The 22,543-nt window shown below is 39.2% G+C and carries 20 protein-coding genes; 15 read left to right on the top strand and 5 right to left on the bottom strand.

Features of this window, described 5'->3' with window-relative positions; all coding sequences use genetic code 11:
- A partial coding sequence (locus I6F65_RS16160; RefSeq protein ID WP_197113913.1) for a transposase occupies positions 1 to 335 on the bottom strand: 335 nt, incomplete at its 3' end.
- Between the two features lie 976 nt (positions 336 to 1,311).
- Between I6F65_RS16160 and I6F65_RS16165 the strand changes: the two genes are divergently transcribed.
- From I6F65_RS16165 to I6F65_RS16200, 8 genes are all read left to right on the top strand, one after another.
- Positions 1,312 to 2,487, top strand: coding sequence for an exo-beta-N-acetylmuramidase NamZ domain-containing protein (locus I6F65_RS16165; RefSeq protein ID WP_197113916.1), 1,176 nt, complete (start codon positions 1,312 to 1,314; stop codon positions 2,485 to 2,487).
- Positions 2,488 to 2,496: 9 nt separating this feature from the next.
- Positions 2,497 to 4,155, top strand: a complete 1,659-nt coding sequence (pbp4b, locus tag I6F65_RS16170; protein WP_197113918.1) for a penicillin binding protein PBP4B — start codon at positions 2,497 to 2,499, stop codon at positions 4,153 to 4,155.
- A gap of 191 nt (positions 4,156 to 4,346) precedes the next feature.
- Positions 4,347 to 5,723: a Na+/H+ antiporter NhaC family protein gene (locus tag I6F65_RS16175; protein WP_197113921.1), complete on the top strand. Its 1,377-nt coding sequence runs from the start codon at positions 4,347 to 4,349 to the stop codon at positions 5,721 to 5,723.
- Positions 5,724 to 5,992: 269 nt separating this feature from the next.
- Entirely contained in the window at positions 5,993 to 6,688 is a 696-nt protein-coding gene (locus I6F65_RS16180) for a hypothetical protein (RefSeq protein WP_197113922.1), read from the top strand.
- A 307-nt stretch (positions 6,689 to 6,995) separates the two neighbouring features.
- Positions 6,996 to 8,738 (top strand): potassium/proton antiporter, encoded by a 1,743-nt coding sequence (locus tag I6F65_RS16185; protein ID WP_197113924.1) that lies wholly within the window; start codon positions 6,996 to 6,998, stop codon positions 8,736 to 8,738.
- Between the two features lie 385 nt (positions 8,739 to 9,123).
- On the top strand, positions 9,124 to 10,548 hold the full coding sequence (locus I6F65_RS16190; RefSeq protein ID WP_197113926.1) for a 3'-5' exonuclease: 1,425 nt from the start codon (positions 9,124 to 9,126) through the stop codon (positions 10,546 to 10,548).
- Positions 10,538 to 11,167 carry a DarT ssDNA thymidine ADP-ribosyltransferase family protein gene (locus I6F65_RS16195; protein ID WP_197113928.1) on the top strand — a complete coding sequence of 210 codons (630 nt, stop codon included), beginning with the start codon at positions 10,538 to 10,540 and terminating at the stop codon, positions 11,165 to 11,167. Before I6F65_RS16190 ends, I6F65_RS16195 begins: the two co-directional genes overlap by 11 nt.
- A 17-nt stretch (positions 11,168 to 11,184) precedes the next feature.
- Positions 11,185 to 12,807 (top strand): ADP-ribosylglycohydrolase family protein, encoded by a 1,623-nt coding sequence (locus tag I6F65_RS16200; protein ID WP_197113930.1) that lies wholly within the window; start codon positions 11,185 to 11,187, stop codon positions 12,805 to 12,807.
- Between the two features lie 126 nt (positions 12,808 to 12,933).
- Here the strand turns inward: I6F65_RS16200 and I6F65_RS16205 are convergent, their stop codons facing one another.
- Genes I6F65_RS16205 through I6F65_RS16215 form a run of 3 tightly spaced genes read right to left on the bottom strand, consistent with a single transcriptional unit; the run spans position 12,934 to position 14,817 of the window.
- Positions 12,934 to 13,557 (bottom strand): hypothetical protein, encoded by a 624-nt coding sequence (locus I6F65_RS16205; protein ID WP_197113932.1) that lies wholly within the window; start codon positions 13,555 to 13,557, stop codon positions 12,934 to 12,936.
- Positions 13,544 to 14,167 (bottom strand): sigma-70 family RNA polymerase sigma factor, encoded by a 624-nt coding sequence (locus I6F65_RS16210; protein ID WP_166108893.1) that lies wholly within the window; start codon positions 14,165 to 14,167, stop codon positions 13,544 to 13,546. Before I6F65_RS16210 ends, I6F65_RS16205 begins: the two co-directional genes overlap by 14 nt.
- Before the next feature lie 14 nt (positions 14,168 to 14,181).
- Positions 14,182 to 14,817: an energy transducer TonB gene (locus I6F65_RS16215; protein ID WP_197113934.1), complete on the bottom strand. Its 636-nt coding sequence runs from the start codon at positions 14,815 to 14,817 to the stop codon at positions 14,182 to 14,184.
- Between the two features lie 145 nt (positions 14,818 to 14,962).
- Here I6F65_RS16215 and I6F65_RS16220 point away from each other — a divergent pair, with 145 nt between their 5' ends.
- The 3 genes from I6F65_RS16220 to I6F65_RS16230 all read left to right on the top strand — a co-directional run bounded on the left by I6F65_RS16220 (position 14,963) and on the right by I6F65_RS16230 (position 16,561).
- Positions 14,963 to 15,469 carry a DUF3087 domain-containing protein gene (locus tag I6F65_RS16220; RefSeq protein WP_024612191.1) on the top strand — a complete coding sequence of 169 codons (507 nt, stop codon included), beginning with the start codon at positions 14,963 to 14,965 and terminating at the stop codon, positions 15,467 to 15,469.
- A 34-nt stretch (positions 15,470 to 15,503) separates the two neighbouring features.
- A complete protein-coding gene (locus I6F65_RS16225; protein ID WP_197113936.1) occupies positions 15,504 to 15,953 on the top strand; it encodes a low molecular weight protein-tyrosine-phosphatase in 450 nt (149 codons plus the stop codon).
- Between the two features lie 98 nt (positions 15,954 to 16,051).
- Positions 16,052 to 16,561 carry a hypothetical protein gene (locus I6F65_RS16230; protein ID WP_197113938.1) on the top strand — a complete coding sequence of 170 codons (510 nt, stop codon included), beginning with the start codon at positions 16,052 to 16,054 and terminating at the stop codon, positions 16,559 to 16,561.
- A gap of 67 nt (positions 16,562 to 16,628) precedes the next feature.
- Here I6F65_RS16230 and I6F65_RS16235 read toward each other — a convergent pair whose 3' ends face one another.
- Entirely contained in the window at positions 16,629 to 17,726 is a 1,098-nt protein-coding gene (locus tag I6F65_RS16235) for a TonB family protein (protein WP_024612194.1), read from the bottom strand.
- A 255-nt stretch (positions 17,727 to 17,981) separates the two neighbouring features.
- Between I6F65_RS16235 and ribA the strand changes: the two genes are divergently transcribed.
- From ribA to alaS, 4 genes are all read left to right on the top strand, one after another.
- On the top strand, positions 17,982 to 18,605 hold the full coding sequence (gene ribA, locus I6F65_RS16240; protein WP_024612195.1) for a GTP cyclohydrolase II: 624 nt from the start codon (positions 17,982 to 17,984) through the stop codon (positions 18,603 to 18,605).
- A 77-nt stretch (positions 18,606 to 18,682) separates the two neighbouring features.
- Complete coding sequence (locus I6F65_RS16245) at positions 18,683 to 19,471, top strand: BPSS1780 family membrane protein (protein ID WP_024612196.1); 789 nt, start codon at positions 18,683 to 18,685, stop codon at positions 19,469 to 19,471.
- Complete coding sequence (locus tag I6F65_RS16250) at positions 19,471 to 19,923, top strand: regulatory protein RecX (protein WP_024612197.1); 453 nt, start codon at positions 19,471 to 19,473, stop codon at positions 19,921 to 19,923. The genes I6F65_RS16245 and I6F65_RS16250 overlap by 1 nt, the downstream gene beginning before the upstream one ends.
- A 19-nt stretch (positions 19,924 to 19,942) precedes the next feature.
- Positions 19,943 to 22,543 (top strand): alanine--tRNA ligase, encoded by a 2,601-nt coding sequence (gene alaS, locus I6F65_RS16255; protein ID WP_197113939.1) that lies wholly within the window; start codon positions 19,943 to 19,945, stop codon positions 22,541 to 22,543.

Raw genomic sequence — 22,543 nt, forward strand, 5'->3', positions numbered from 1 at the left:
TGAGCAAGCATCGTTGCATCAGATTTGTCTGTTTTGTGAATTATGTTTAAAGCGTCTGCATACTTTTTAGCTTTACCTGGATTCGCTAAAATAATATTAAAGCCTTGCTCGTGTAAAAAATCCATCAGTGCTTCATGATAAACACCCGTTGGTTCGAGGGTGATAACGAGCTCACTAGCAGCACTTTTAGTTGTATTTAAAAGCCATTTTTCTATTGTTACAAAGTCTTGGCGCTTGTTTTTAAAGACTTTTGTTTTAATTTTATTTGTAAGCTGGTCTCTCAACCACGATAAATCAATCTTCTCTTTACTAATATCAATGCCGATAAACATCATCTCTACTTACTCCCCTTGTACATACAGCATCTACTTAAATAAAAGTGTGCTTGGATACCATTCAGTTTCTGAGAATAGAAAGTCAGGGCTTTATCTACCGAGCAGTATTAAATACTAGACGCAGAGGCAAGCTCACTGACTTCGATGTGATAAATGATAGCTAATCATTTATCAACGAGAGATACAAGACGCTGAGCTTGCTTGCGTGAGAAGCGCGAGCTTCTAATCACTTACCACCGATATAACTGATACTTTATTTACGAGCGTTGCTCGTCGCGTCAGCAAGCTATACGCCTACAAGTAAAACCAGCTCTAATCTTTAATTTAAACTCCGAGCTTATTCATTCGTTGTAGACGCTGAGCTTGCTCGCGTGAGGAGCGCTTACCACCGATATAACTGATACTTTATTTGCGATCGTTGCTCGTCGCGTCAGCAAGCTGTACGCCTACAAGTAAAACCAGCTCTAATATTTAAATCCAAACTCCGAGCTTATTCATTCGTTTTAGACGCTGTGCTTGCTCGCGTGAGAAGCGTCAGCTTCTAATTACTTACCACCGATATAACTGATACTTTATTTACGAGCGTTGCTCGTCGCGTCAGCAAGCTGCACGCCTACAAGTAAAACCAGCTCTAATATTTAAATCCAAACTCCGAGCTTATTCATTCGTTTTAGACGCTGTGCTTGCTCGCGTGAGAAGCGCTAGCTTCTAATTACTTACGACCGATATAACTGATACTTTATTTACGAGCGTTGCTCGTCGCGTCAGCAAGCTGTACGCCTACAAGTAAAACCAGCTCTAATCTTTAATTTAAACTTCGAGCTTATTCATCCGTTGTAGACGCTGAGCTTGCTCGCGTGAGAAGCGCCAGCTTCTAATCACTATATCTACTCAAGCCCACTTAACCCCTTTCTAAAGCTGCTCTTTAATATTACCTATGTTACTTTAAACGTCTTGTTTAAAAGGATATTACAGTATGTTTAAAACCCTATTTATTACGTTTTTTTTTATTATTAGCGCTATTTTTATTTCCAGTGCCCAAGCCAACGAGGCTAATAACTCACTTGTTGTAGGTGCGCAGCAATATGCTAAATATTTACCGCAGTTAAAAAATAAACGCGTAGGGCTGGTAGTTAATCAAACATCAACAGTAGGGCAAACTCACTTAGTAGATGCTCTGCTGACTAAAAACATAAATATAACTAAAATTTTTGCACCTGAGCATGGCTTTAGAGGCGATCACGATGCAGGCGCTCATGTAAAAAATGCCGTTGATAGCAAAACCGGTATTCCGCTTATTTCTATTTACGGTAAAAATAAAAAACCAAGCCAAGCTGCTTTAGCTGATGTTGATGTCATTATTTTTGATATTCAAGATGTGGGAGTGCGCTTTTATACCTATATAAGCTCTATGCACTACATGATGGAAGCCGCAGCAGAGCAGGGGATAGAATTTTTAGTACTCGACAGACCCAATCCAAATATTGCCTACGTTGATGGGCCAATATTAGAGCCAGAATTTAAATCGTTTGTAGGCATGCACCCAATTCCTGTGTTACACGGCATGACCGTTGGCGAACTTGCCAAAATGATCAAGGGCGAGGGCTGGATCAATAAAGCGCCAGATTTAAAATTAACGGTGATCCCTGTTGATCATTACACTCGCAAAAGTACATACAGCTTGCCTGTAAAACCCAGCCCTAATTTACCTAACGATCAAGCCATTGCACTTTACCCATCGCTTTGCTTTTTTGAGGCAACGCCTATCAGTATTGGCAGAGGTACCGACTTTGCGTTTCAAGTAATTGGCTATTCGCCAGTTGCATTAGGTAATTTCAATTTTACGCCGCGTGCAATTAAAGGCGCTGCTTTAAACCCTAAATTTAAAAACCAAACCGTGCAAGGGCTCGATTTAAGACAAGTAAACATCACAGGTCTAAATTTAACTTACTTAATAAATGCGTACACGGAGCTTAGTAAAAATAACATCTCATTTTTTGAGCGTGCTGACTTTATGGATAAACTAGCGGGTACTAATAAACTACGCTTAGCTATTGAAGCAGGACAATCAGAAGCGCAAATAAAACAAAGCTGGCAGGCGGGGCTTTCGCAATTTAAAGCGCAAAGAGCGCCTTACTTGCTATATAAATAAGGGCTGCCCATGTTTATTGCTTTAAAACCACAAAGTATTGATTATATAAAAAAAGCATTTATAGCGGCTTTGAGTTTTATTGTAGTGGGTTGTAGTACACCACCGGAACCTATTGGCTCGCTGCCACTGCTTACAAAAAGCCAACTTTTAGAGCCGCCTAACGCACAAGTGGTCGTTACGTTTCCTGAGGTAAATCCAAGTAGCCGGTTTTATGTAAATAACCGAGGAACGTTTAAAGCTTACAAAGGACGCGGTCAATTATTAATACAAAACCACAACGCACAAAGCGCCGATATTTATATTAATAATCAAAAGCTCGACGTTAGCCAACTGAGCGCAAATACTTTGTATAATTACAGCTTGGCAAAAAGCACTCACAATGGTGTTAATACATTTAAGGTTGAAAATATAATTCCTGAAGGCGCAAGTTTAACGCTGCGTTTTGCATTCCCTACTTTAAATAGTCAGCCTGTTAAGCCTGTTGATTTTAGTGAAGTAGATGCACTTATTGAGCGTGATGTAAAAGCGGGTTTTCCTGGGGCTGTACTGGCTGTTGTTAAAAATGGTGAACTAATAAAATTAACCGCCTATGGCGATGCAAAACAATATCAGCAAAGTGATTTAATGTTACTTCGGCCAGAGCCAATGCAAACTAATACCTTGTTCGATCTTGCCTCAAACACCAAAATATTTGCAACCAACTTTGCACTTATGAAATTAGTAAGCGAAGGGTTATTGAATATTAATAAACCCGTGCAAAGCTACCTAAGCGAATATAAAGGTGAAGGGCGAACTGAGCGTACAATAAAAGATTTACTCACTCACAGCGCCGGATACCCACCAGTATTTGACTTTCATCGCAAAGATGGTCGTTATGGTGATGCGTTTTATTCGCAAAATAGCAAAATCACCAAACAGCTATTACTTACCAGCGTACCTTTTAGTAGTAAATCATCTGGGCAGCATGTTTATTCAGATATTGATTACATGATTTTAGGCGTGCTGATTGAGCGCATTACAGGGCAGCCTCTTGACGAATACCTAGAGCAGCAAGTTTATGCGCCATTAAAACTAACTAACACGTTATTTAATCCACTTAAAAAAGGCTTTAAGCGTAATCAATTTGCAGCCACCGAGCTTAGCGGTAACACGCGAGACGGGCGCATTAAGTTTGATAATATTCGCACCGGTGTTTTACAAGGGCAAGTACATGACGAGCGCGCCTACTACTCACTTGATGGCGTAGCAGGGCATGCGGGATTATTTAGTAATGCCCACGACTTAGCCGTGCTTTGTCAGCTATTATTAAATAGCGGTGGCTACGGCGACCAACAATTATTTAGTGCCAGTGCCTTAGCACAATTTTTAACGCCTCAAAGCAGCGATGAAACCTATGGGCTTGGCTTTAGGCTTGCTGGTAACAACCAAGCGAGGCGTTGGCACTTTGGTCCTTATGCAAGCGCACAAGCATACGGGCACACCGGTTGGACGGGGACAGTAACTGTAATCGACCCCGCTTACGACTTGGCTATTGTTTTACTTACTAATGCTCGCCATAGCGCAATTAAAGGTTCGCTAAAACGTTACGAATTTACAGGTAAAAAATTCGAAACCGCACAGTACGGATCGGTGGTGTCGCTTATTTATGAGGCGTTACTAAATCAATAAGCTATCGTATAGGTTAAAACGTGCTAACTGTGCCACCTTAAGTGATTTATTTACAGGTGACTTGAGTAAGGCAATCCATTAAGCTAAGCGGTCTATAAAACTAAGCCGGTTTATGTTGTTAGGCTTAACAAATAAGCGTTAAAGCGCGTACAAAGCGAGTATCACTCGCTGATAATTAAGGTTAACTTTTTATGCATTGGTATTCTATTTTACCGCCGTTGATAGCGATTGCTATCGTGTTTTGGCGAAAAGAAGTAATTATGGCGCTACTTGTTGCTGTTGCTTCTTCTGAGTTTTTACTCGCCTTTCAGGGCGAAGGTAATAGCTTGTTTGACACTTTTTTAAATACCATTGAACGTATTATTTCGGTTGCAAGCTCGCCAGGTAATACACGCATATTAATATTTAGTATTTTAATTGGTGCACTGCTTGCCTATATTCGCGAATCTGGCGGCGTTGCAGCAACTGTTAATATGCTAATGAATAAAGGCATTGCAAAAAGTAAGCGCCAAGTAGGCTTTTTAACCATGTTTACCGGCATTGCAGTGTTTATAGAATCTAACCTGAGCGTACTTACCTCCGGTATTTTATCGCGTGGCTTATTCGACAAATTTAAAATGAGCCGAGCGCGTCTAGCTTACATTATTGACAGCACCAGTGCGCCAGTGTGTATTTTAATACTACTTAATGGCTGGGGCGCATTTGTACTTGGTTTGTTAGGTAACTACGAGCTAGGTGAGTCGGCTGTATCGGTATTGTGGGGCAGCGTAGGGTATAACTTTTACGCCATAATTACCCTTGCCATTGTTTTTTACACAATCGCGTTTGATAAAGTGCACGGCCCAATGAAAGAAGCCGAAGAAAAACTAGAGCTTCAAACAACCGACTTAAAAGATGAAATAAAAGCCTCTAAAGCGCGTTACATGTTAATCCCGCTTATTACGCTAATTACCAGCATGGTTGGTTTTATGTATTACACCGGTAATGGTGTACTTGCCCAGGGCAGCGGTTCTAAATCAGTATTGTACGCAACGGTTTTAGCCATTGTTGTAGCTTACTTTTTAATGATTGGCTCACGTAAATTTACGCACCATCAATTAGTTGATACCGGTTTTAAAGGTATGGGCGAATTAATGCCGCTAGTCGCCATTGTACTGCTTTCGCTTACACTTGGCGCAAGCCTTAAAGAGCTTGGCACTGGCGTATTTGTAGCGTCACTTGTTGGCGACTACTTACCTATTTACTTAATCGTACCGGTGCTGTTTTTAACTGGTGCGGTTATGTCGTTTACTACAGGTACATCGTGGGGTACGTTTGCTATATTAATCCCAATTGGTGTGCCACTTATTCAAGCGTTAGGTTTACCGCCATCACTTGTTGTTGGTGCTATTTTGGGTGGTGGTATATTTGGCGATCACTGCTCGCCTATATCCGACACCAGCGCAGTATCGGCTATTGCATCGGGGTGTGATTTACTCACCCACGTTAAAACGCAGCTACCGTATGCCTTATTTGGCGGTGGTCTTACGTTTGTAGCTTACTTAGTTACAAGCATAATTGTTTTGTAAGAGCGTACTATAGAAGTAATGCTTTAATAAACGAGCAATAATAATTACCTAAAAGCCTGCAACTATGCAGGCTTTTTAATGCGTTAAAATCTTCCACTCTAAATATCAGTAATACTTTGAAGAATATTACGTTTGTAAAATTGTTTAGTATTTAATATCAATTTATACAAGTTGAATAAAAAACAATCCAAATATTTGTTTTTAGATATTAATATTATTGACCAACATGATATAATTTTGACCATAAAATGATTAATAAGGATATTTTAGTGGATATAATTATCGGGCAACACGCACTTAAGAAAAAATCTCAATTAATGCAACTTTCTGAACGTGCAATTGGTAAAGCCTTTAAAGATCAAGCTGCTTTAGCAATACAAATGACACAATGTAGCGCAGCTGTTTATCGTCGATTACAAAGAACTTATAAATCAAATATAACACCAAGAGATCAAAAGCGTGTTAAAGCGGGTGGTTTGAGTACTGAATCAGTTAAATTTTCTACAAGTAATAATAGCCAAAAATCTTTTAACAGCTTACTTCCTGCAATGCGAGGAAGAGCAGCTCCTACAAACACTTCAAAAACTTCAAACGATGTTGCAATTGCTTCTAATCAACCACAAGCTGTTAATTTACTCGCTTTATTACATCCAGTAATAAGCGGCGATATAATGAAAACAGGAAATGTCGTTGAAAAAGCCGCAACTATATTAGGGCTAGTAACAACAACGGTTGGTTTTATTGTTCCTGCTTCAACAATTGTTGGTTGGATTGGAAGTGGTGCTACTTATTCAAGTTTCGCTATGTCGAGAATCCGCCCTGACGCACCAGACAAAGCCTATCATCAACTAGTAAACTACACTACTTGCTTAGCCGCTTGGAATAAAAAAGCGTGTGAGTTAATTGATATAGCAGATCCTAATGGTCAATGGACCTTTAGAGATATTGAGCATGGACTTTCATAAAATTAGACTGTAAGCAGCGTTTTAAAAGAACGCGTATGATGCGCTAAAGTACGTTACCCCTTTAGCTTACTGTTATTGAAAAGCCTGCTTAATTGCAGGTTTTTTGTTTTAAAAATAAATAAAGCTAAGCTGAATCGAGCTAAGTAATATTAAGTCCAGCAACACTCTCTTTTTTATCTAAACCATTTAAATATAGACTTAAATACCCGTATTTATATTTTTTAGGTTATTGTATAGCAAGCGCTTTAAGTTTTTAATAGCTGACAATTCTTACTTTTTAACTCATATAAGGCTGTAAACCCACACTATGTTTGTAATTGATAATATCATTCTCGTTAGTGCTGTTTTAATTTTACTGGGGGTTATCTCGAGCAAGTTATCTGCACGCGTTGGCTTACCAGTGTTGGTACTATTTTTACTTGTAGGCATGCTTGCAGGTGAAGATGGTATTGCAGGTATTTCATTTGATAACGCAGAGGCCGCACATGCTTTGGGTACCCTCGCGCTTGCCATTATTCTATTTGATGGCGGCTTACAAACGCCTACCAGTTCAATTAAACAAGTGTGGAAACCCGCGTCTGCTTTAGCAACCGTCGGGGTGTTATTTACCGCTGTAATTACAGGCCTTGTGGCCACTTATATTTTAGATCTGCCTATATTGCAAGGTGTTTTACTGGGCGCTATTGTCGGCTCTACAGATGCCGCCGCAGTGTTTGCACTTTTACGAAGTGCGGGTATTCACTTAAATAAAAAGCTTAAATCTACGCTTGAAATAGAAAGTGCCTCGAACGATCCAATGGCTATTTTTCTAACGGTTGGATTGCTCGAAATGCTCGTTAACGACATGCCAATAGGGCTGGATTTACTACAGTTATTTGCTCAACAAATGGGTGTTGGCGCTATTTGTGGCCTTTTAATTGGTAAGGTATCGGTTTGGTTTATTAATCGAATTAAACTAAATGCATCGGGTTTGTATTTAGTGATGGTAACCGCATTTGGACTGCTTTCTTTTGGCCTTTCTGCAACGCTCGGCGGTAGTGGATTTTTAGCTGTATTTATAACGGGTGTTATTTTAGGTAACAGCAAATTTGTATATAAACGCGGTATTTTTCTTTTTCATGACGGCTTAGCATGGCTTGGGCAAATAACCATGTTTGTTGTATTAGGACTCCTTATTAACCCGTCATCGTTGGTTGATGTATGGCTAGAAGGATTGCTTATTGCACTGGCGCTCATTTTTGTTGCACGCCCATTAGCGGTAGCGCCTATTTTAAAACTGTTTGGCTTTAATAATCGCGAAACCCTGTTTGTATCTTGGGTTGGTCTTAGGGGCTCAGTACCCATTATTTTAGCTATATTCCCATTACTATTTGGCCTTTCAGGGGCTGAGCTTATTTTTAATGTTGTTTTTTTCGTGGTATTAATTTCAGCAACGTTACAGGGTTCAACAATGCCTTGGATGGCTAACAAATTAAACTTAGTAGAGCCACCACCCGATTTAGCAGCTGCAACACTCGAAATCACAGCCCTAAACGATATTGATATAGAAATTGTAGAATACACCTTAAGTGACGTTTCTCGGGTTTCTGGGCGCAGTTTGTCACATGCGGCACTTCCTGAGAGTGTGGTTGTTGCTATGATCACACGGGGTCCGTCAATCATACCGCCACGAGGTTCAACTAAGTTAAAAGCAAACGATCATTTATTTGTTGTTTTAAAACCAGATAACAGACCTTTTGTTGATTTAGTTTTTACAGCAACCGATAAAACAAACCATCAAGATAGCCACTTAGCGCACAACGAACTTAAAGTGAAAGGGGTAACGTTAGTAGGCGATATATTTTACTCTTACCACATGCACATAGACGCCCCAGAAGAGATAAGCTTGGAAGAAGTGATCAACCAAAAGCTTTCAGGAGAAGTTAGTAAAGGCGATATTGTTGTTATTGGTAATGTCCAAATACGCGTTATAACAATGGTACATACACGCATAGTTACCATTGGCTTAAAGTACTTAAAAAACCCAGAAAAACGACTTTTAAAGCAGTAATCATTAACAATGATTTATTTAGCGCTAGGCTCACGTTTATAGCGTACGTAGGTTGGGTTGAGTGACACGAAACCCAACGGATCTCTAATACAATGAGCACACCAAAGCTAGTTATATGTAGTGTTTGTTGCAAGCAAGCAGCTTGCTGGCGCGTCGGGCGTTAGATCGAAAAATTAAATGTAGCACAAAAGTCTTGTTCAAGCGTTTGTTGTATCGTGATTTCTTGAAGTCGATGCTATTTGGTAATGAGTATAATTGCTCAATAAATTACAATCGTTCGAATAGTCAAAAGCATGCTCAACTGTAGGCTCCTATCCAAAAAGTCAGGAGCATTGTTTAGTCTAAGTAGGAAGTTTAGTCACTTATATAAGGAGGATTATTAAAAATGAAAGATTTACAGCAAGTAAGACCAACACCAGAGCAACTAAAATTAATTACAATACCAACACCTGGGGTTCGAGTTATAAGAGGGGCTGCTGGGAGTGGTAAAACAACAACTGCAATTTTAATGTTGCGCACAGCAATTGGTTATTTGCTAGATATCTATAGAGAGACAAGTGGGTCACCTGCAATTAATGTCAAAGTGTTTTCATTTAATCGGACGTTGAAATCCTACATTTCAAAGTTAGTAAATGAAACTTCCATAGTTAAGGGGTCTCAAGTAAGTGAATTGAATATTGAAGTCACTACTTTAAGTAGGTATCTACAAGATAGGTTATTGAGCCCTCAGAAATTGATACATCAAGAAAATAAGAAAGCTTATATTAGGGAGTGGGGGAGGAATATAAATCTTGAAAATGATTTTTTAATTGATGAGGTTGAATATGTTTTAGGTAGGTTACCTCATAATAATTTGGAAAGTTATATGACAATGGAGCGAACTGGCCGTGGTAACTCTCCAAGAGTTGATAGCATATTAAGGCGAAAAATATTAGATGAGGTGATCTATCCGTATATCGAATATAAAAAAAATATGTTGCTCTTAGATTGGGATGATTTAGCCGAAAGAGGTAGTCATTACGCTATGGAAAGTATTGATATAGCTATTATAGATGAAGCCCAAGACTTCTCAGCTAACCAATTAAGATCAATTATTAAGCAGTTAAGTCCCAATTCATTTACTGTGATTATTTTAGATAGTGCACAGAAAATATATAAAAGGGGCTTTACTTGGAAAGATGTTGGTATAAGTAATCTAACTTCATATAGGCTTGAGAGAAACTACAGAAATACCGCACAAATAGCTGACTTTGCAAATAAATTTATAGAAAATTCAGGAATACTTTTTGATGATGATGCAACACTCTCAGATGTAAAAACAATAAATAAGGTTGGTTGTAAACCTAAAATTGTGCAGGGGAGCTTCTCACAACAAATGGACTACATAATTGCCTATATTAAAAGTAATATAGACCTAGAGTGTTATTCAGTCGGTTTTTTACATCCAAAGGGTGGTGGATGGTTTGATTATGTAAAGAGTAGATTGTTGAATGCTGGTATTCAATTTATTGAAATTTCTAGAACAAATGACTGGCCTAAATCTGACACAAATGTTGCATTATCTACTATCCATTCAGCTAAAGGACTAGAATTTGATTATGTTTTTCTAGTAGGTCTTGAAGATAAGCATTTTAATATTGATGAAAATGATCATGATAATACAAATTACTCGTCTACTATTCGTTTAATAGCCATGGGAATTACTCGTGCGAAAGAAGATGTTATTGTTAGCTATTCTTCAGACAGAGAGCCTCTATTTATGAAGCTTTTTGATAAAGGAACTTATGAGGGGCATAGTTATGTTCATTGAAAAAGCAGCTAGGGAAAGGGGAATAAATGAGGTCATTCATTTTACAACTAATGAAGGATTAGTAGGTATTTTACATTCTGAAAAAATATTACCTAACGCGAGACTACAAAAAGAAGATACTCTAGAGTTTATATTTAAACAAAATTCGGAAAAAAGAAAAGAGCGCGATCTAAATTGGCTCAATTATATAAATTTTTCTCTTACAAAGGTGAACAGCACTTTTTTTTCATATTCTCAATACCGAAGGCAATCTGATGAGATATTTTGGGTTATTATAGCTTTTTCAACTGAAGTGCTAGATCATTTGGGTGTATATTTTACTACAACAAATAATATATACCCTTCCAATATAAGAAAAGAAGGGATGAGCGGTTTTGAAAATATGTTCTCAGATGTAATCGAAGGAAGATTTCAACAAACTATTGCTCGTGATCAAAGTCATTTACCCTCGTGGACAACCTGTGAGCAAGCCGAAGTACTTTATCCAAATGAATGCTCTATTGAACATTTATCTAAAATATATGTTAAAAATGAAGAACATAAGCACTCCGTTAAAGCTATATTAGCTGGGCTGGACAAATGTTTTGATGTGGAAGTAGCACTTGATAAATTTCAGTAATTAAGGAGTATATCTAAATGAAAAAGATACTCGAAAATCAAATAATAAACTCAGCCTTATGGGCTGCATATGGTGATGCACTAGGGTTCATTACAGAATTAGCTGACGCTAAAATTCTAAAGTCACGCACTGGTCAGCAAACTATAGAGAGCTTAGTTGATTGGAAAAGACGGGTTGGTGGTAAATTCGGAACTACAATTAAGTTGCCAAAAGGATCTTACTCAGATGATACTCAGCTCCGTCTGGCTACATCTAGAGCTATTATGGGTAATGGTCACTTTTCTATTCATTCTTTTTCTAAGATTGAACTTCCTGTATGGCAATCTTACGCGTTAGGTGCTGGCAGAGGCTCAAAATTAGCTGCAAGTTCATTATCTAAAGCTAATGTAGCTTGGTATAGTAATTTTTATAATTCAGATAACGTCAGTTACTTACAGAGTGGTGGCAACGGTGCTGCTATGAGAATTCAGCCTCATGTTTGGAGCGCTGTTAAGCTAGATGAGCCAGAGTTGTTTTTACCAGATGTCATTAGAAATAGTCTTACAACACATGGTCACCCAAGAGCAATTATTGGTTCAGTATTTCACGCTCTGAGTTTATCTTACACTCTTTTCTATAAGAAAATTCCAAGTCTAGAATATTTGAGAACGTTTAATCAGTGGACTAATGAAGTTCCCAGAATAATTGAGTCAGATATTAATTTAAATACTATTTGGGCTTCACATTATGAAAATTCTTCTCAAAGTTCATTAGTTGATGATTACGAAGAAGTATATAAAGAGCTTGAAGCTCTGATAGATAAAGCTGAAGAGTGGTACAAAGATGAAGAAAAAACTTATAAAAGCTTGGCAACTCTGCTCAACTTGTTTGATGTAGAGACTAGAGGCTCTGGAACATTGACGTCTTTGGCTGCATCTGTAGCTTGTTTGTTACTAGAGGAAACCAGCGAGATTGACTTGATAAAAACTATCTCAAATGAACTTTTAACAGATACAGACTCAATTGCGACAATGGCAGGTGCGATTATGGGAGCTCAAACCGACATATGCCCAGATGAGCGCGTTCAAGATCAAGACTATATTATTCAAGAATCAAAGAGACTTCATTCAATCTCTAATCGTGAAGCAGCTAATAGCTTTAAATACCCTGAAAAGCTGGAGTGGAAGAGTCCATCTTCTCAGCTTGATTTCCTTGGAAAAGCAAATGATAGATTAGTATTATTTCCGTTTGGAGAGGTAAAAAGTATTTCTACAGAGGTTTTTATATCTACAAATAAAAGCTATTGCTATGAGTGGTTTGAGTCAAAGTTGGGGCAGTCTTTTTTAATAAAAAGAAGATATAATGGAGAGTTCAAAAAGGTCGCAGAAGAATTCTTGGAACCTCAAGTAAATATTCACAATTCTAAAAGTCTGATTGATGAAAGAGCTCTTGTACAACAAAATTTAGAATTGGAAGATAATGTATTCGCAACAAGTATTGATATAGATAAGTTAACAACAAAGATAATTAGAGATCAATTTGATCCTACTACTATTGGGAGCTCACTTCTTGAAATAGCCAACTCAGAGCTTGGAGTGAATGGTGTTGTGGCTTTCAGTGCAATAATTTCAAAAGCATATGTAGCTAGGAAACGAAAGTGAATTGATATGATTTTGGCTGTTAGAGAATAATATATACAATAGTCGATTATAAATCACGTACCTAAGATGCTTTTCCGGTGGTAATTTTTATCTAAATTACCACCAACCTTAACTGAGCCAAACCACCTAAGCCCCACACTGCCTCACCCCAGCACCCGCATGTTTAAGTGCAATAATCTGCCCTTTGCCGTTATGCGCCATAGCGAGCATATCACCGGTATTTATATTACTTTCAACCGCGTGTTTACCCTTTAAATCACTCAACAGCGAATGCTTAATTTGCACTAGCACTTCATCATTACAGCTGGCTATGTACCAGTCGTTATCTACCTTTACGAGTGTGCCGTATTCTATGTGGCGCTGTTGGTGGCGGTGTAAATCGTTAGCTAATTGACTATCAAGCGCGTGTTTTTGCTCTGTAATAGCGCTTGCGTAGCTGCCTGCTTGATTTATTTCGTGTGTTTTTATAAACGAATAGTCGTGAATGTCTATGGTGTTAAGCTCTGTGTTAAGCACTGTTTTAGGCTCTATATTTATTACGTCGTTATTATTAAGCACAATAAAGGCGAACACACCAAGCGCGCAGGCTAGGCTAGTTAGTTGTAGCGTAAAGCCTAGCTTTTTAGGCTTTGTGCGCGTGGCCTTTTTAAGTAGCACTTTTTGCTGAACGCTTGTAAGTGTTGTGCGCTCTTTTCGCTCTTTGTAGTGTTGTGTGAGCTTTTGATCAAACGGCTCATCAGGCTTGTTCATTGTTTGCTCCTAATAAACGTTTAAGGTTTTGCTTGGCATAACGCAGCCTTGTTTTAATGGTTTCGGTATTGCTTTGCGTTATGAGTTCTATGTCGGCGAGCGAAAAGCCTTCTTGTTGCAAAGTAATGGCTTCGCGCTGTACAAAGCTAAGTTGTTTTAGCGCGATGTTGAATGCTTCATAACTTATGTTTGAGCTGCCTATATTTAAGTTATCTATATGCGAGTCTCCACTAGTTAAGCCACCACTATTTAAGTCGTTTTCGCTTTTGTCATTTTGTGCTGGTAAGTGCGTGTTTTCGTCAAACTCTACAAAGCGTTGTTGCCTGCGGTATTCGTCAATGAGTGTGTTGCGGGCAAGTTTAAATAACCACGCTTTTGGCGTGGTTTGCGCTTGGTAAAGGTGGCGTTTTTCGATTACTTTTAGCCATGTTTGTTGGCTTACGTCGTATGCTAAATGCGTATTAGATTGAGTAACAAGGTAGTGGTATAAGTCGTTACTGTAGAGGGCAATAAGCTGCTCTAAGTAACGATTGTCGCCACTTTTTGCGTAACTTGCCATGCAGTCCTTGCTTGGCGTTTCAAATAACCATGACTTAATACTTAGTAGCATAGGCGTTTAGTCCGTTAAATAGAGTTATCTAATTTAAAATCGAGCTGTACGGTTTGACCTGTTTGTAATTGTGCCACACCTTCAATTACTTTGGGGCGATATTTCCAGCGTTTAATGGCTCTTATTGCTTCGCGGTCAAAGGTACGTTTTGGCTCGGCGTTAATGACCACTGGGTCGATTACTTCCCCCGTTGGCGAAATACTAAAACTTAGTTGCACCCAACCTTCAATACCATCGCGCGCGGCTGTAGTTGGGTATTTAGGGTTTATGCGCACAATGGGTGTTGCATCTCCCGTTGGGCGATTAATGGTGTTGTTAATGTCGCCATCAAAATCGTCAATTGTAACCGGCGTAAAGTCGCTAATTGCTAGAACAGGATCGGGCGATGAATCGAGTGGTGGTGCTTTAGGCGGCACTTTAGGCATTGGCGGTGGCGGCTGTATTTTTTGTATATGCCTTAGCTTTGAATCCTTAGGCGCCTGAAAAATCTCTACTATAATATCGCCGACAGGTTTAACCGGTGCACGCTGCTCGCCACTGATTAAATACTGCATAAACGCAAAAGCAGCAAAGGTCATTGCGGCGCCGCCAATAACAGCGGTCGATGTTTTAATAAATACTGAATTGTTAGGTACTTCAAGTGTGTGCATAAGCCGCTCCAAATTAACTCATTAAGGTGTTTTCAAAGCTATAACGGGTGGCAAATCAAAAAGGGGTGAAATAGTTTTATAAAAAATGCGGGGTTTAGTTACAATAGCCATTCGAAAATATTAAAACTCAAATTTTTAGGCTGTTATGCAACTCATTGAAATAAATAAAGCACGTTACCGTAAACATTTAAACCGTGTTATTGCAGGTTGTGGTGTAGGTTTGGCTGTAGGCAGCTTGGCTATATCGCAAACGTTGATTGCTTTATTTCCTGATGAAAGTGGTAGCCATTTTCATTGGAACTTAATAGGTGTTGCTATTACTAGCGTTGGGCTTGCATGGTTACTTCATAAATACCGTACTCATACGTTTATGACTGAAGTTGTTTATGTGTGGGAGCTTAAAAAAGCACTTAATAAAATAACTCGTAAAATGGCTAAGTTAAAAGCCGCTGGTCGTGAAGGTAATGCCGATGCGTTATTAGCGATTCATTATAGCTACGCGGGCTCTCGGTTATTGTGGCAACTAGACGACAATCTAATCACTATGGACGATTTAGCCATTAAACAAGCTGAGCTTGAATCTGTTGCAGCGCAGCATAACGTAACGCTTAACGTTGAAGATTACGACGCAAGTATTTTAAAACAGTTTTAAAGCTTAGGTTTTTAAATTAGTTAGAGGAGCCTTAATGAAAAAAGTACTCATAGTTTGTTTAGGTAACATTTGCCGCTCGCCTACGGCAGAGGCGGTATTAAAAGCCCGAGCTAAAAAGCTAGGCGTTAACGTTAAAGTCGATTCGGCAGGGACTATTGGTTACCACGAAGGTAAAGCGCCTGATAGTCGCTCAATGGCTGCTGGCGAAAAACGTGGTTATAGTTTTAAAGGTATTTATTCGCGCAAAGTACGCACCAGCGACTTTACTGAATTTGATTTGATTTTAGCCGCCGATAAGCAAAACTTAACTGATTTAAAAGAGCGTTGCCCAGCGCATTTACAGTATAAATTAGCGTTGTTTTTAGGGTTTGGCGAACAAAACGTTAGTGCAATTCCTGACCCTTATTACGGCGGAGATGACGGCTTTGAAAATGTACTCAATTTAATTGAAGCGGCGAGTGATAAAATTCTGTCAAAAATTTAATCACCAATAACGGCTAGTTTAAAATATAACTAGGCTTTTTTCGTATTGTATCAAGTTCCTAAAGTGAGTACATTTTATGCTTACTCAAAGGGAACTTAATGAAAACAAAAATATTACTACTCACTTTATCTATTGCTTCTTACTCTAGTGCTGCCAACGAGGTTAGTTTTTCGATTGGGGGTGGCTATCCTTATTTGGTTATTCCTGAAGTGTCTTTATCGGCTAACGACGACACACAACGCTGGTATGCTAACTATAAACTAGGTCTTGATGATGGATTTTCTGCGGGTTTTGAACAAGCAGTTAGCGATAATAAAAAGCATGCTTTTGGCGCGCTTGTGGGTGCTATTGGCGCAAGAGATACAGACCAAAAGTGTGAAAGTTTAACAAATGATGTAGCAACTGACTTTGCTAATACGCTAGGTTGTGTAATTGGCGGTATTTTTGATGAAGAAACAACAAACGGCATAGGGCTTACTTACAGCTATAGCTTTAATGGATTGAACAGCGCTGGTTTTAGATTAGAGCTAGATGTGGGCTATGGTAAAGCAAGCGACAGCAACGAAAAAAGAGCCGATGGCGGTATTAGCGTAAGTTATGAATTTTAACTACGTAGGATTTGTATTAGTTGGTATTAAAAAAGGCGCATAAAGCGCCTTTTTTAATGAGCCGCTTTTAGTGGCGGTTAATTTTAAAGTCGAGTTTTACCTGAGAAATAGCGCTAACGGGTTTGCCATTTTCAAACTTTGGCGCGTAACGCCATTGCTCAAGCGCTGCTTTGGCTGACTTTTCAAATGCGCTGCCGCCTTCAGAGCTAAGTACTTTTGGGTTTTTTACAAAGCCAGCTGCGTCTACCTCAAACTCCATAACAACGCTACCATCGGTACTAAACCTGGCTTTTTGCACTGGGTATCTAGGATTAACACGATAGAGTGGTGTTTGCTCTTGCGATTCTTTCCACGGCATCATTTTAGCTATAGCTAGGCAGTGCTTTGTTGCTTCTTCGCTTTTACCTTGTTTTTCGTAAAGTTCTATAAGCTTAGAATGTGCACTTAGTTCAGCGCTATGATCAAAATCAAAATTGTTATCAAACACACTAACAACGCGGTTTAATCGGCTAATTGCTTCGTCGTACTTTTTACGACCTTGTGCAAATGAAGCCATTAAAAAATCTGCTTTTATGCGATCCAGTGAGTTTTCTGGTAAGTTTTTTTGATAATACTCGTCGGCTTCTTCCAAGTAGCTTTTAGCTTGGCGGTACTTTTTGCTTACAAATTTTTGAGTCAGTAACGATGCAGCTTCAAATTTCATATCTGCAACAAATTTTGGCTTGTCTTGCTCAAGGGCTATTTCAATCACCTGTTTTAAATGATTATGGGCTGTTCGGGCTGATTGAGTGTTATTTGCCATGCCAAATATTGCATCAATTGTTTCTACTGATTTTTTACCATTGTTTTTAACTAAAATATCGTATGCTTGTTTGTAAAGAGCGTAGCGTTGATCGTAGTTATCACTGATTGCATCAATAGACTTTGCATAGTTAATAGCAAGGCTTGCGATGTTATCGGAGTCTTTTTCGTAATTATCTAAGCCTGTTGTATAAGCAAGTTTAGCTGCTTGTTTTACGTTTTCGTTTGCTTTTACTGCAGCTAAATAATCTTGGTATGCCTGTGAAAAAATAGCTTGAGAGTCGGTTGATTGGCTTGCAAATGTTGTAGTACTGAGAATAGATAAGCTCATACCTACAATTAAGGCGAGTTGTTTGCGTTTCATAATGATCCCTATTATTTATAATTATACTTTTAGGTACATTAGCAAATAGCATTGATTTTGTCATTAAATTGGGTAAATAAAAGTGAGTATAAAGCTGCTTTTATAGACTTATTTATTCGTTATAAGCATTGAAAATAGGGGCTGCCGTCGCCATATATTTGGCATAAACAGTGTTGTACTACGGTGTATTAATCCTATTTTGTGATATTATCACTTTATTGACGTGTCGTAGTTACTTAAATATTTGGATTTGTCGTGGCGCAAGTAAGAGCAAGAGTCCAGCTTAATGTTGGCAAAAATAGTGATATTCCTGCAGAAATAATCTCGTTTAGTGATTTAAAAGATGGCAAAGAACATGTTGCTATGGTGTTTAACAACGCCGATACAGAACAGGATGTTCCACTTATTCGTATGCATTCAGAGTGTTTAACAGGTGATGTGTTTTACTCATCGCGTTGTGATTGCGGCGAGCAGCTAAATGAATGTATTGAAATGATGCACGAGCAAGGCGGTGTTTTGTTGTATTTGCGCCAAGAAGGTCGCGGCATTGGTTTGTACAATAAAATAGACGCTTATGTATTGCAATCGCAAGGGATGAATACTTACGAGGCTAATAATCATTTAGGCTTTGCTGATGATTTGCGTGATTTTTCGGATGCGGTATTAATGCTTAATGCGCTAAATTTAAACCACGTTAAACTAATGACCAATAATCCTAAAAAGCTCAACGCACTAAGAGATGCCGGTATTACGGTTAACTCAGTTGTGGGCACTCATGCGCACATTAAAGCGGGCGTTGCGGGTAATAAAGCGTATTTAGAAACCAAAATTAAGCATGGTGCACACATGTTAGATATTAAAAAGATTAAAAAACCTTAATATTAATACTCCAACCCTGTGATCCCACTCAGCGCCAAGTTATACTTGGCGTGTTTCGTTATAAATTAAGAGTTAGTATGTCTACACAATTACGCGTTTTTAAAGCCGATGCCGGACTAAAGTGGTTTAAAGCAGGGTGGCTTATTTTTAAAACTCAGCCAGCAACCTTTATTTTTATGCACTTGTTTATTGGCATTGTAGGACTACTGTCGTTATTTTTACCGCTGCTACAAGTGGTTGCGGCTCTTGCGACACCATTTTTAACCGCAGGGTTTTATCAGGCGGTGCTTACAAAGCAGCAAGGCGGAAAAATTATGCTTGCTGATATTCTCAAGCCGTTTACGGCAAAGGGAAATAGATTAGGGCTGTTACGCTTAGCTTTGTATCAAATGGGTGCGGGTATTTTAATGGCGTTACTCGCCAATGGCTTATTTGCCGATGCAGTGGCTATTATGACTCAACCAAATGTTGACCCTAATGTAGCCCTTGAGCAAATGGTTGAGAGTATTTCGGGTGCTAACGTAATTTTATTTTTAATGGCAATGTCGATTTACTTTACGGCGTTTGCTTATGCGGTTCCTCTTGTTTATTTTAATAAAGAGAAACGTATATTAAATGCGCTTAAAGACTCATTTATGGTGTTTTATTATAATATTTTACCACTGAGCGTTTACTGTGTTATTTGCGCAATATTTATGTCGCTTTCGATGTTCTTATCGTTCTTACCACTGTTGATTTTAATGCCGATTTGCTACATTAGCTTTTTTGTATCTTATCAAGCCATTTTTATGCCTGTTGTGCCACCAAGTGACGATAGTAATGTTAAGCCTCTTAGCAGTGAAGAAAGCGGACGTTTTGACGCTTAATGGATGATAAATTAAAGCAAAAACTAAAAAACTATGTACTTTGGTTACTAGGGCGCCAAGAATATTCGCGTCGTGAGTTAACGCTTAAATTACAGCAAAAAGAAGCCACAGAAGAGTTTATTGAAAACTTGCTTGATTGGTGTGAAAAACACAATTTTATTAATGAGCAACGTTACTGTGAAGGCTTTGTAAGAAAGCACATATTTAAATGTCACGGGCTTAAGCGAATACAAAGCGAGGCTATGGGCAAAGGGATTGACCGTTCGCTACTAGGAATAGTAGTTGAAGAGCTTGAAGTAGATTGGTTTGAGCTTGCGCAGGATGCGTACAATAAAAAATATTCGAATACACCGGCAGATCTCGATTACAAAGATAAAGCTAAGCGCGTGCGCTACTTAATGTATCGGGGTTTTAGCTACGATGAAATTAATTTTGCAATGCAAGCACAGTAAATACAGGTGAGACTTTCAAATGCAGCACATGACTACCGCACAAATTAGGCAACAGTTTTTAGACTTTTTTGCCAGTAAACAACATCAAATAGTACCTTCTAGCTCGCTTATTCCGGGTAACGATGCCACGTTGTTATTTAATAACGCCGGCATGGTGCAATTTAAAGATGTATTTTTAGGCGCAGAAAGCCGCCCTTATACACGTGCGACAAGCTCGCAGCGCTGTGTACGTGCTGGCGGTAAGCATAACGATTTAGAAAACGTAGGCTACACTGCTCGCCACCATACATTTTTTGAAATGTTGGGTAACTTCAGCTTTGGTGATTACTTTAAGCAAGACGCGATTAAGTTTGCATGGGAGTTTTTAACTGAGGTAGTAAGCCTACCTAAAGAAAAACTTTTAGTAACTATTTATCACGATGACGAAGAAGCGTTTGGTTACTGGGCTAACGAAATTGGCTTACCAGAGGATCGTATTATTCGTATTGCGACTTCAGATAACTTTTGGTCTATGGGCGATACTGGTCCGTGTGGTCCTTGCTCTGAAATATTTTATGACCATGGCGAGCATATTTGGGGTGGACCACCTGGTTCACCTGAAGAAGATGGCGACCGTTTTATCGAAATTTGGAACCTTGTATTTATGCAATACAACCGTCAAAGCGACGGTACAATGGAACCATTACCTAAGCAGTCTGTTGATACGGGCATGGGTCTTGAGCGTATTTCTGCTATTTTGCAGGGCGTGCACTCAAACTACGAAATCGATTTATTTCAAGGCTTAATTGCCGCTGCTGCAAGTGTTACAAATGCACAAGACATGGACGACAAGTCGCTACGCGTAGTGGCGGATCATATTCGTTCGTGTGCGTTTTTAATCTCAGACGGTGTTATGCCATCTAACGAAGGGCGTGGTTATGTATTACGCCGTATTATTCGTCGTGCTGTACGCCACGGTAATAAGTTAGGTGCGCAAGGTTCGTTTTTCTATAAATTAGTTGCTGCGCTAATTGAGCAAATGGGTCAAGCGTACCCAGAGCTTGCTAAGCAACAAGAAATTATCGAAAAAGTATTACGCATTGAAGAAGAACAGTTTGGTAAAACACTTGAACGTGGCTTAGCTATTTTAGAAGAAAGCTTAAGTGACCTTAAAGGCGATATTATACCGGGCGACTTAGTATTTAAACTTTATGATACGTACGGTTTCCCAGCTGATTTAACGGCCGATGTTGCGCGTGAGCGCCAGATGACGATTGATCATCAAGGCTTTGAAGAGTGTATGGCTGTACAACGTAAAACAGCGCAGCAAGCAGGTAAATTTGGCGCTGATTACAATGACCAATTAAAATCTGATAAACACACTGACTTTAAAGGTTACGACAGCACACATTACAGCGCGACCGTTATTGAAATTTTTGCTGGTGGCGAAGCTGTACAATTATTAGAAGATAGTCAACAAGGTATTGTAGTACTAGACCGCACACCGTTTTACGCTGAATCAGGTGGTCAAACGGGTGATACTGGTACTATTACGGTTGCTGGTGGCGAATTTAATGTTACTAATACAACTAAGCTTGGTAATGCTTTTGCTCACCACGGTACTGTACAAGGTCGTATTGGTGTTAACGATAAAGTTGACGCAACTATTGATGATACGCGCCGCGATAGTATTAAGAAAAACCACACAGCTACGCATATTTTACACGAAGCATTACGCCAGTTATTGGGCGACCATGTAGGTCAAAAAGGCTCACTTGTTCAACCTGATCGTTTACGTTTTGACTTTTCGCATTTTGAAGCGGTTACAAAAGATGAATTACGTGAAATTGAGCGTGTAGTTAATGACGAAATTCGTCGTAACTTTGCACTTAATACTGAGCTTATGGCTATTGATGATGCTAAAGCGAAAGGTGCTATGGCGTTGTTTGGCGAAAAGTACGATGACGAAGTACGTGTAGTAACCATTGGCGACTACTCTATTGAGCTTTGTGGTGGTACTCACGTTGAGCGCGCAGGCGATATTGGTTTATTCAAAATTGTATCTGAAAGCGGTATTGCCGCTGGCGTTCGCCGTATTGAAGCCGTAACAGGCGCAGATGCAGTTGCTTATGTTAGCGAGCAAGAGCAACAATTACATGATGTAGCTGCTTTAGTTAAAGGCGATAGCGCATCGGTACTTGAAAAAGTAACTGCGTTACTTGAAAAGTCTAAAGGTCTTGAAAAGCAAATTGCGCAACTTAACGATAAGTTAGCAAGTGCAGCGGGTGCGTCTTTACTTGACTCAGTAGTAGAAATTAACGGCGTTAAGCTACTTGTAGCAAACGTTGAAGGTACTGAATCTAAAGCGCTTCGCGGTATGGTTGACGACCTTAAAAACAAAATTGGCTCAGGTGTTATTGCACTGGGTGTTGCCAGTGGCGACAAAGTAAGCCTAATTGCCGGTGTAACTAAAGACTTAACAGGCAAAGTAAAAGCCGGTGAGTTAGTTAACCATATGGCAGGTCAAGTAGGTGGTAAAGGTGGCGGTCGTCCAGATATGGCACAAGCTGGTGGTAGTGAGCCACAAAACCTTGTTGCTGCACTAGATAGCGTAACAGCTTGGTTAACTGAGCGTACTTAA

It is taken from the genome of Pseudoalteromonas sp. SWXJZ94C, assembly GCF_015864385.1.
Lineage (GTDB): Bacteria > Pseudomonadota > Gammaproteobacteria > Enterobacterales > Alteromonadaceae > Pseudoalteromonas.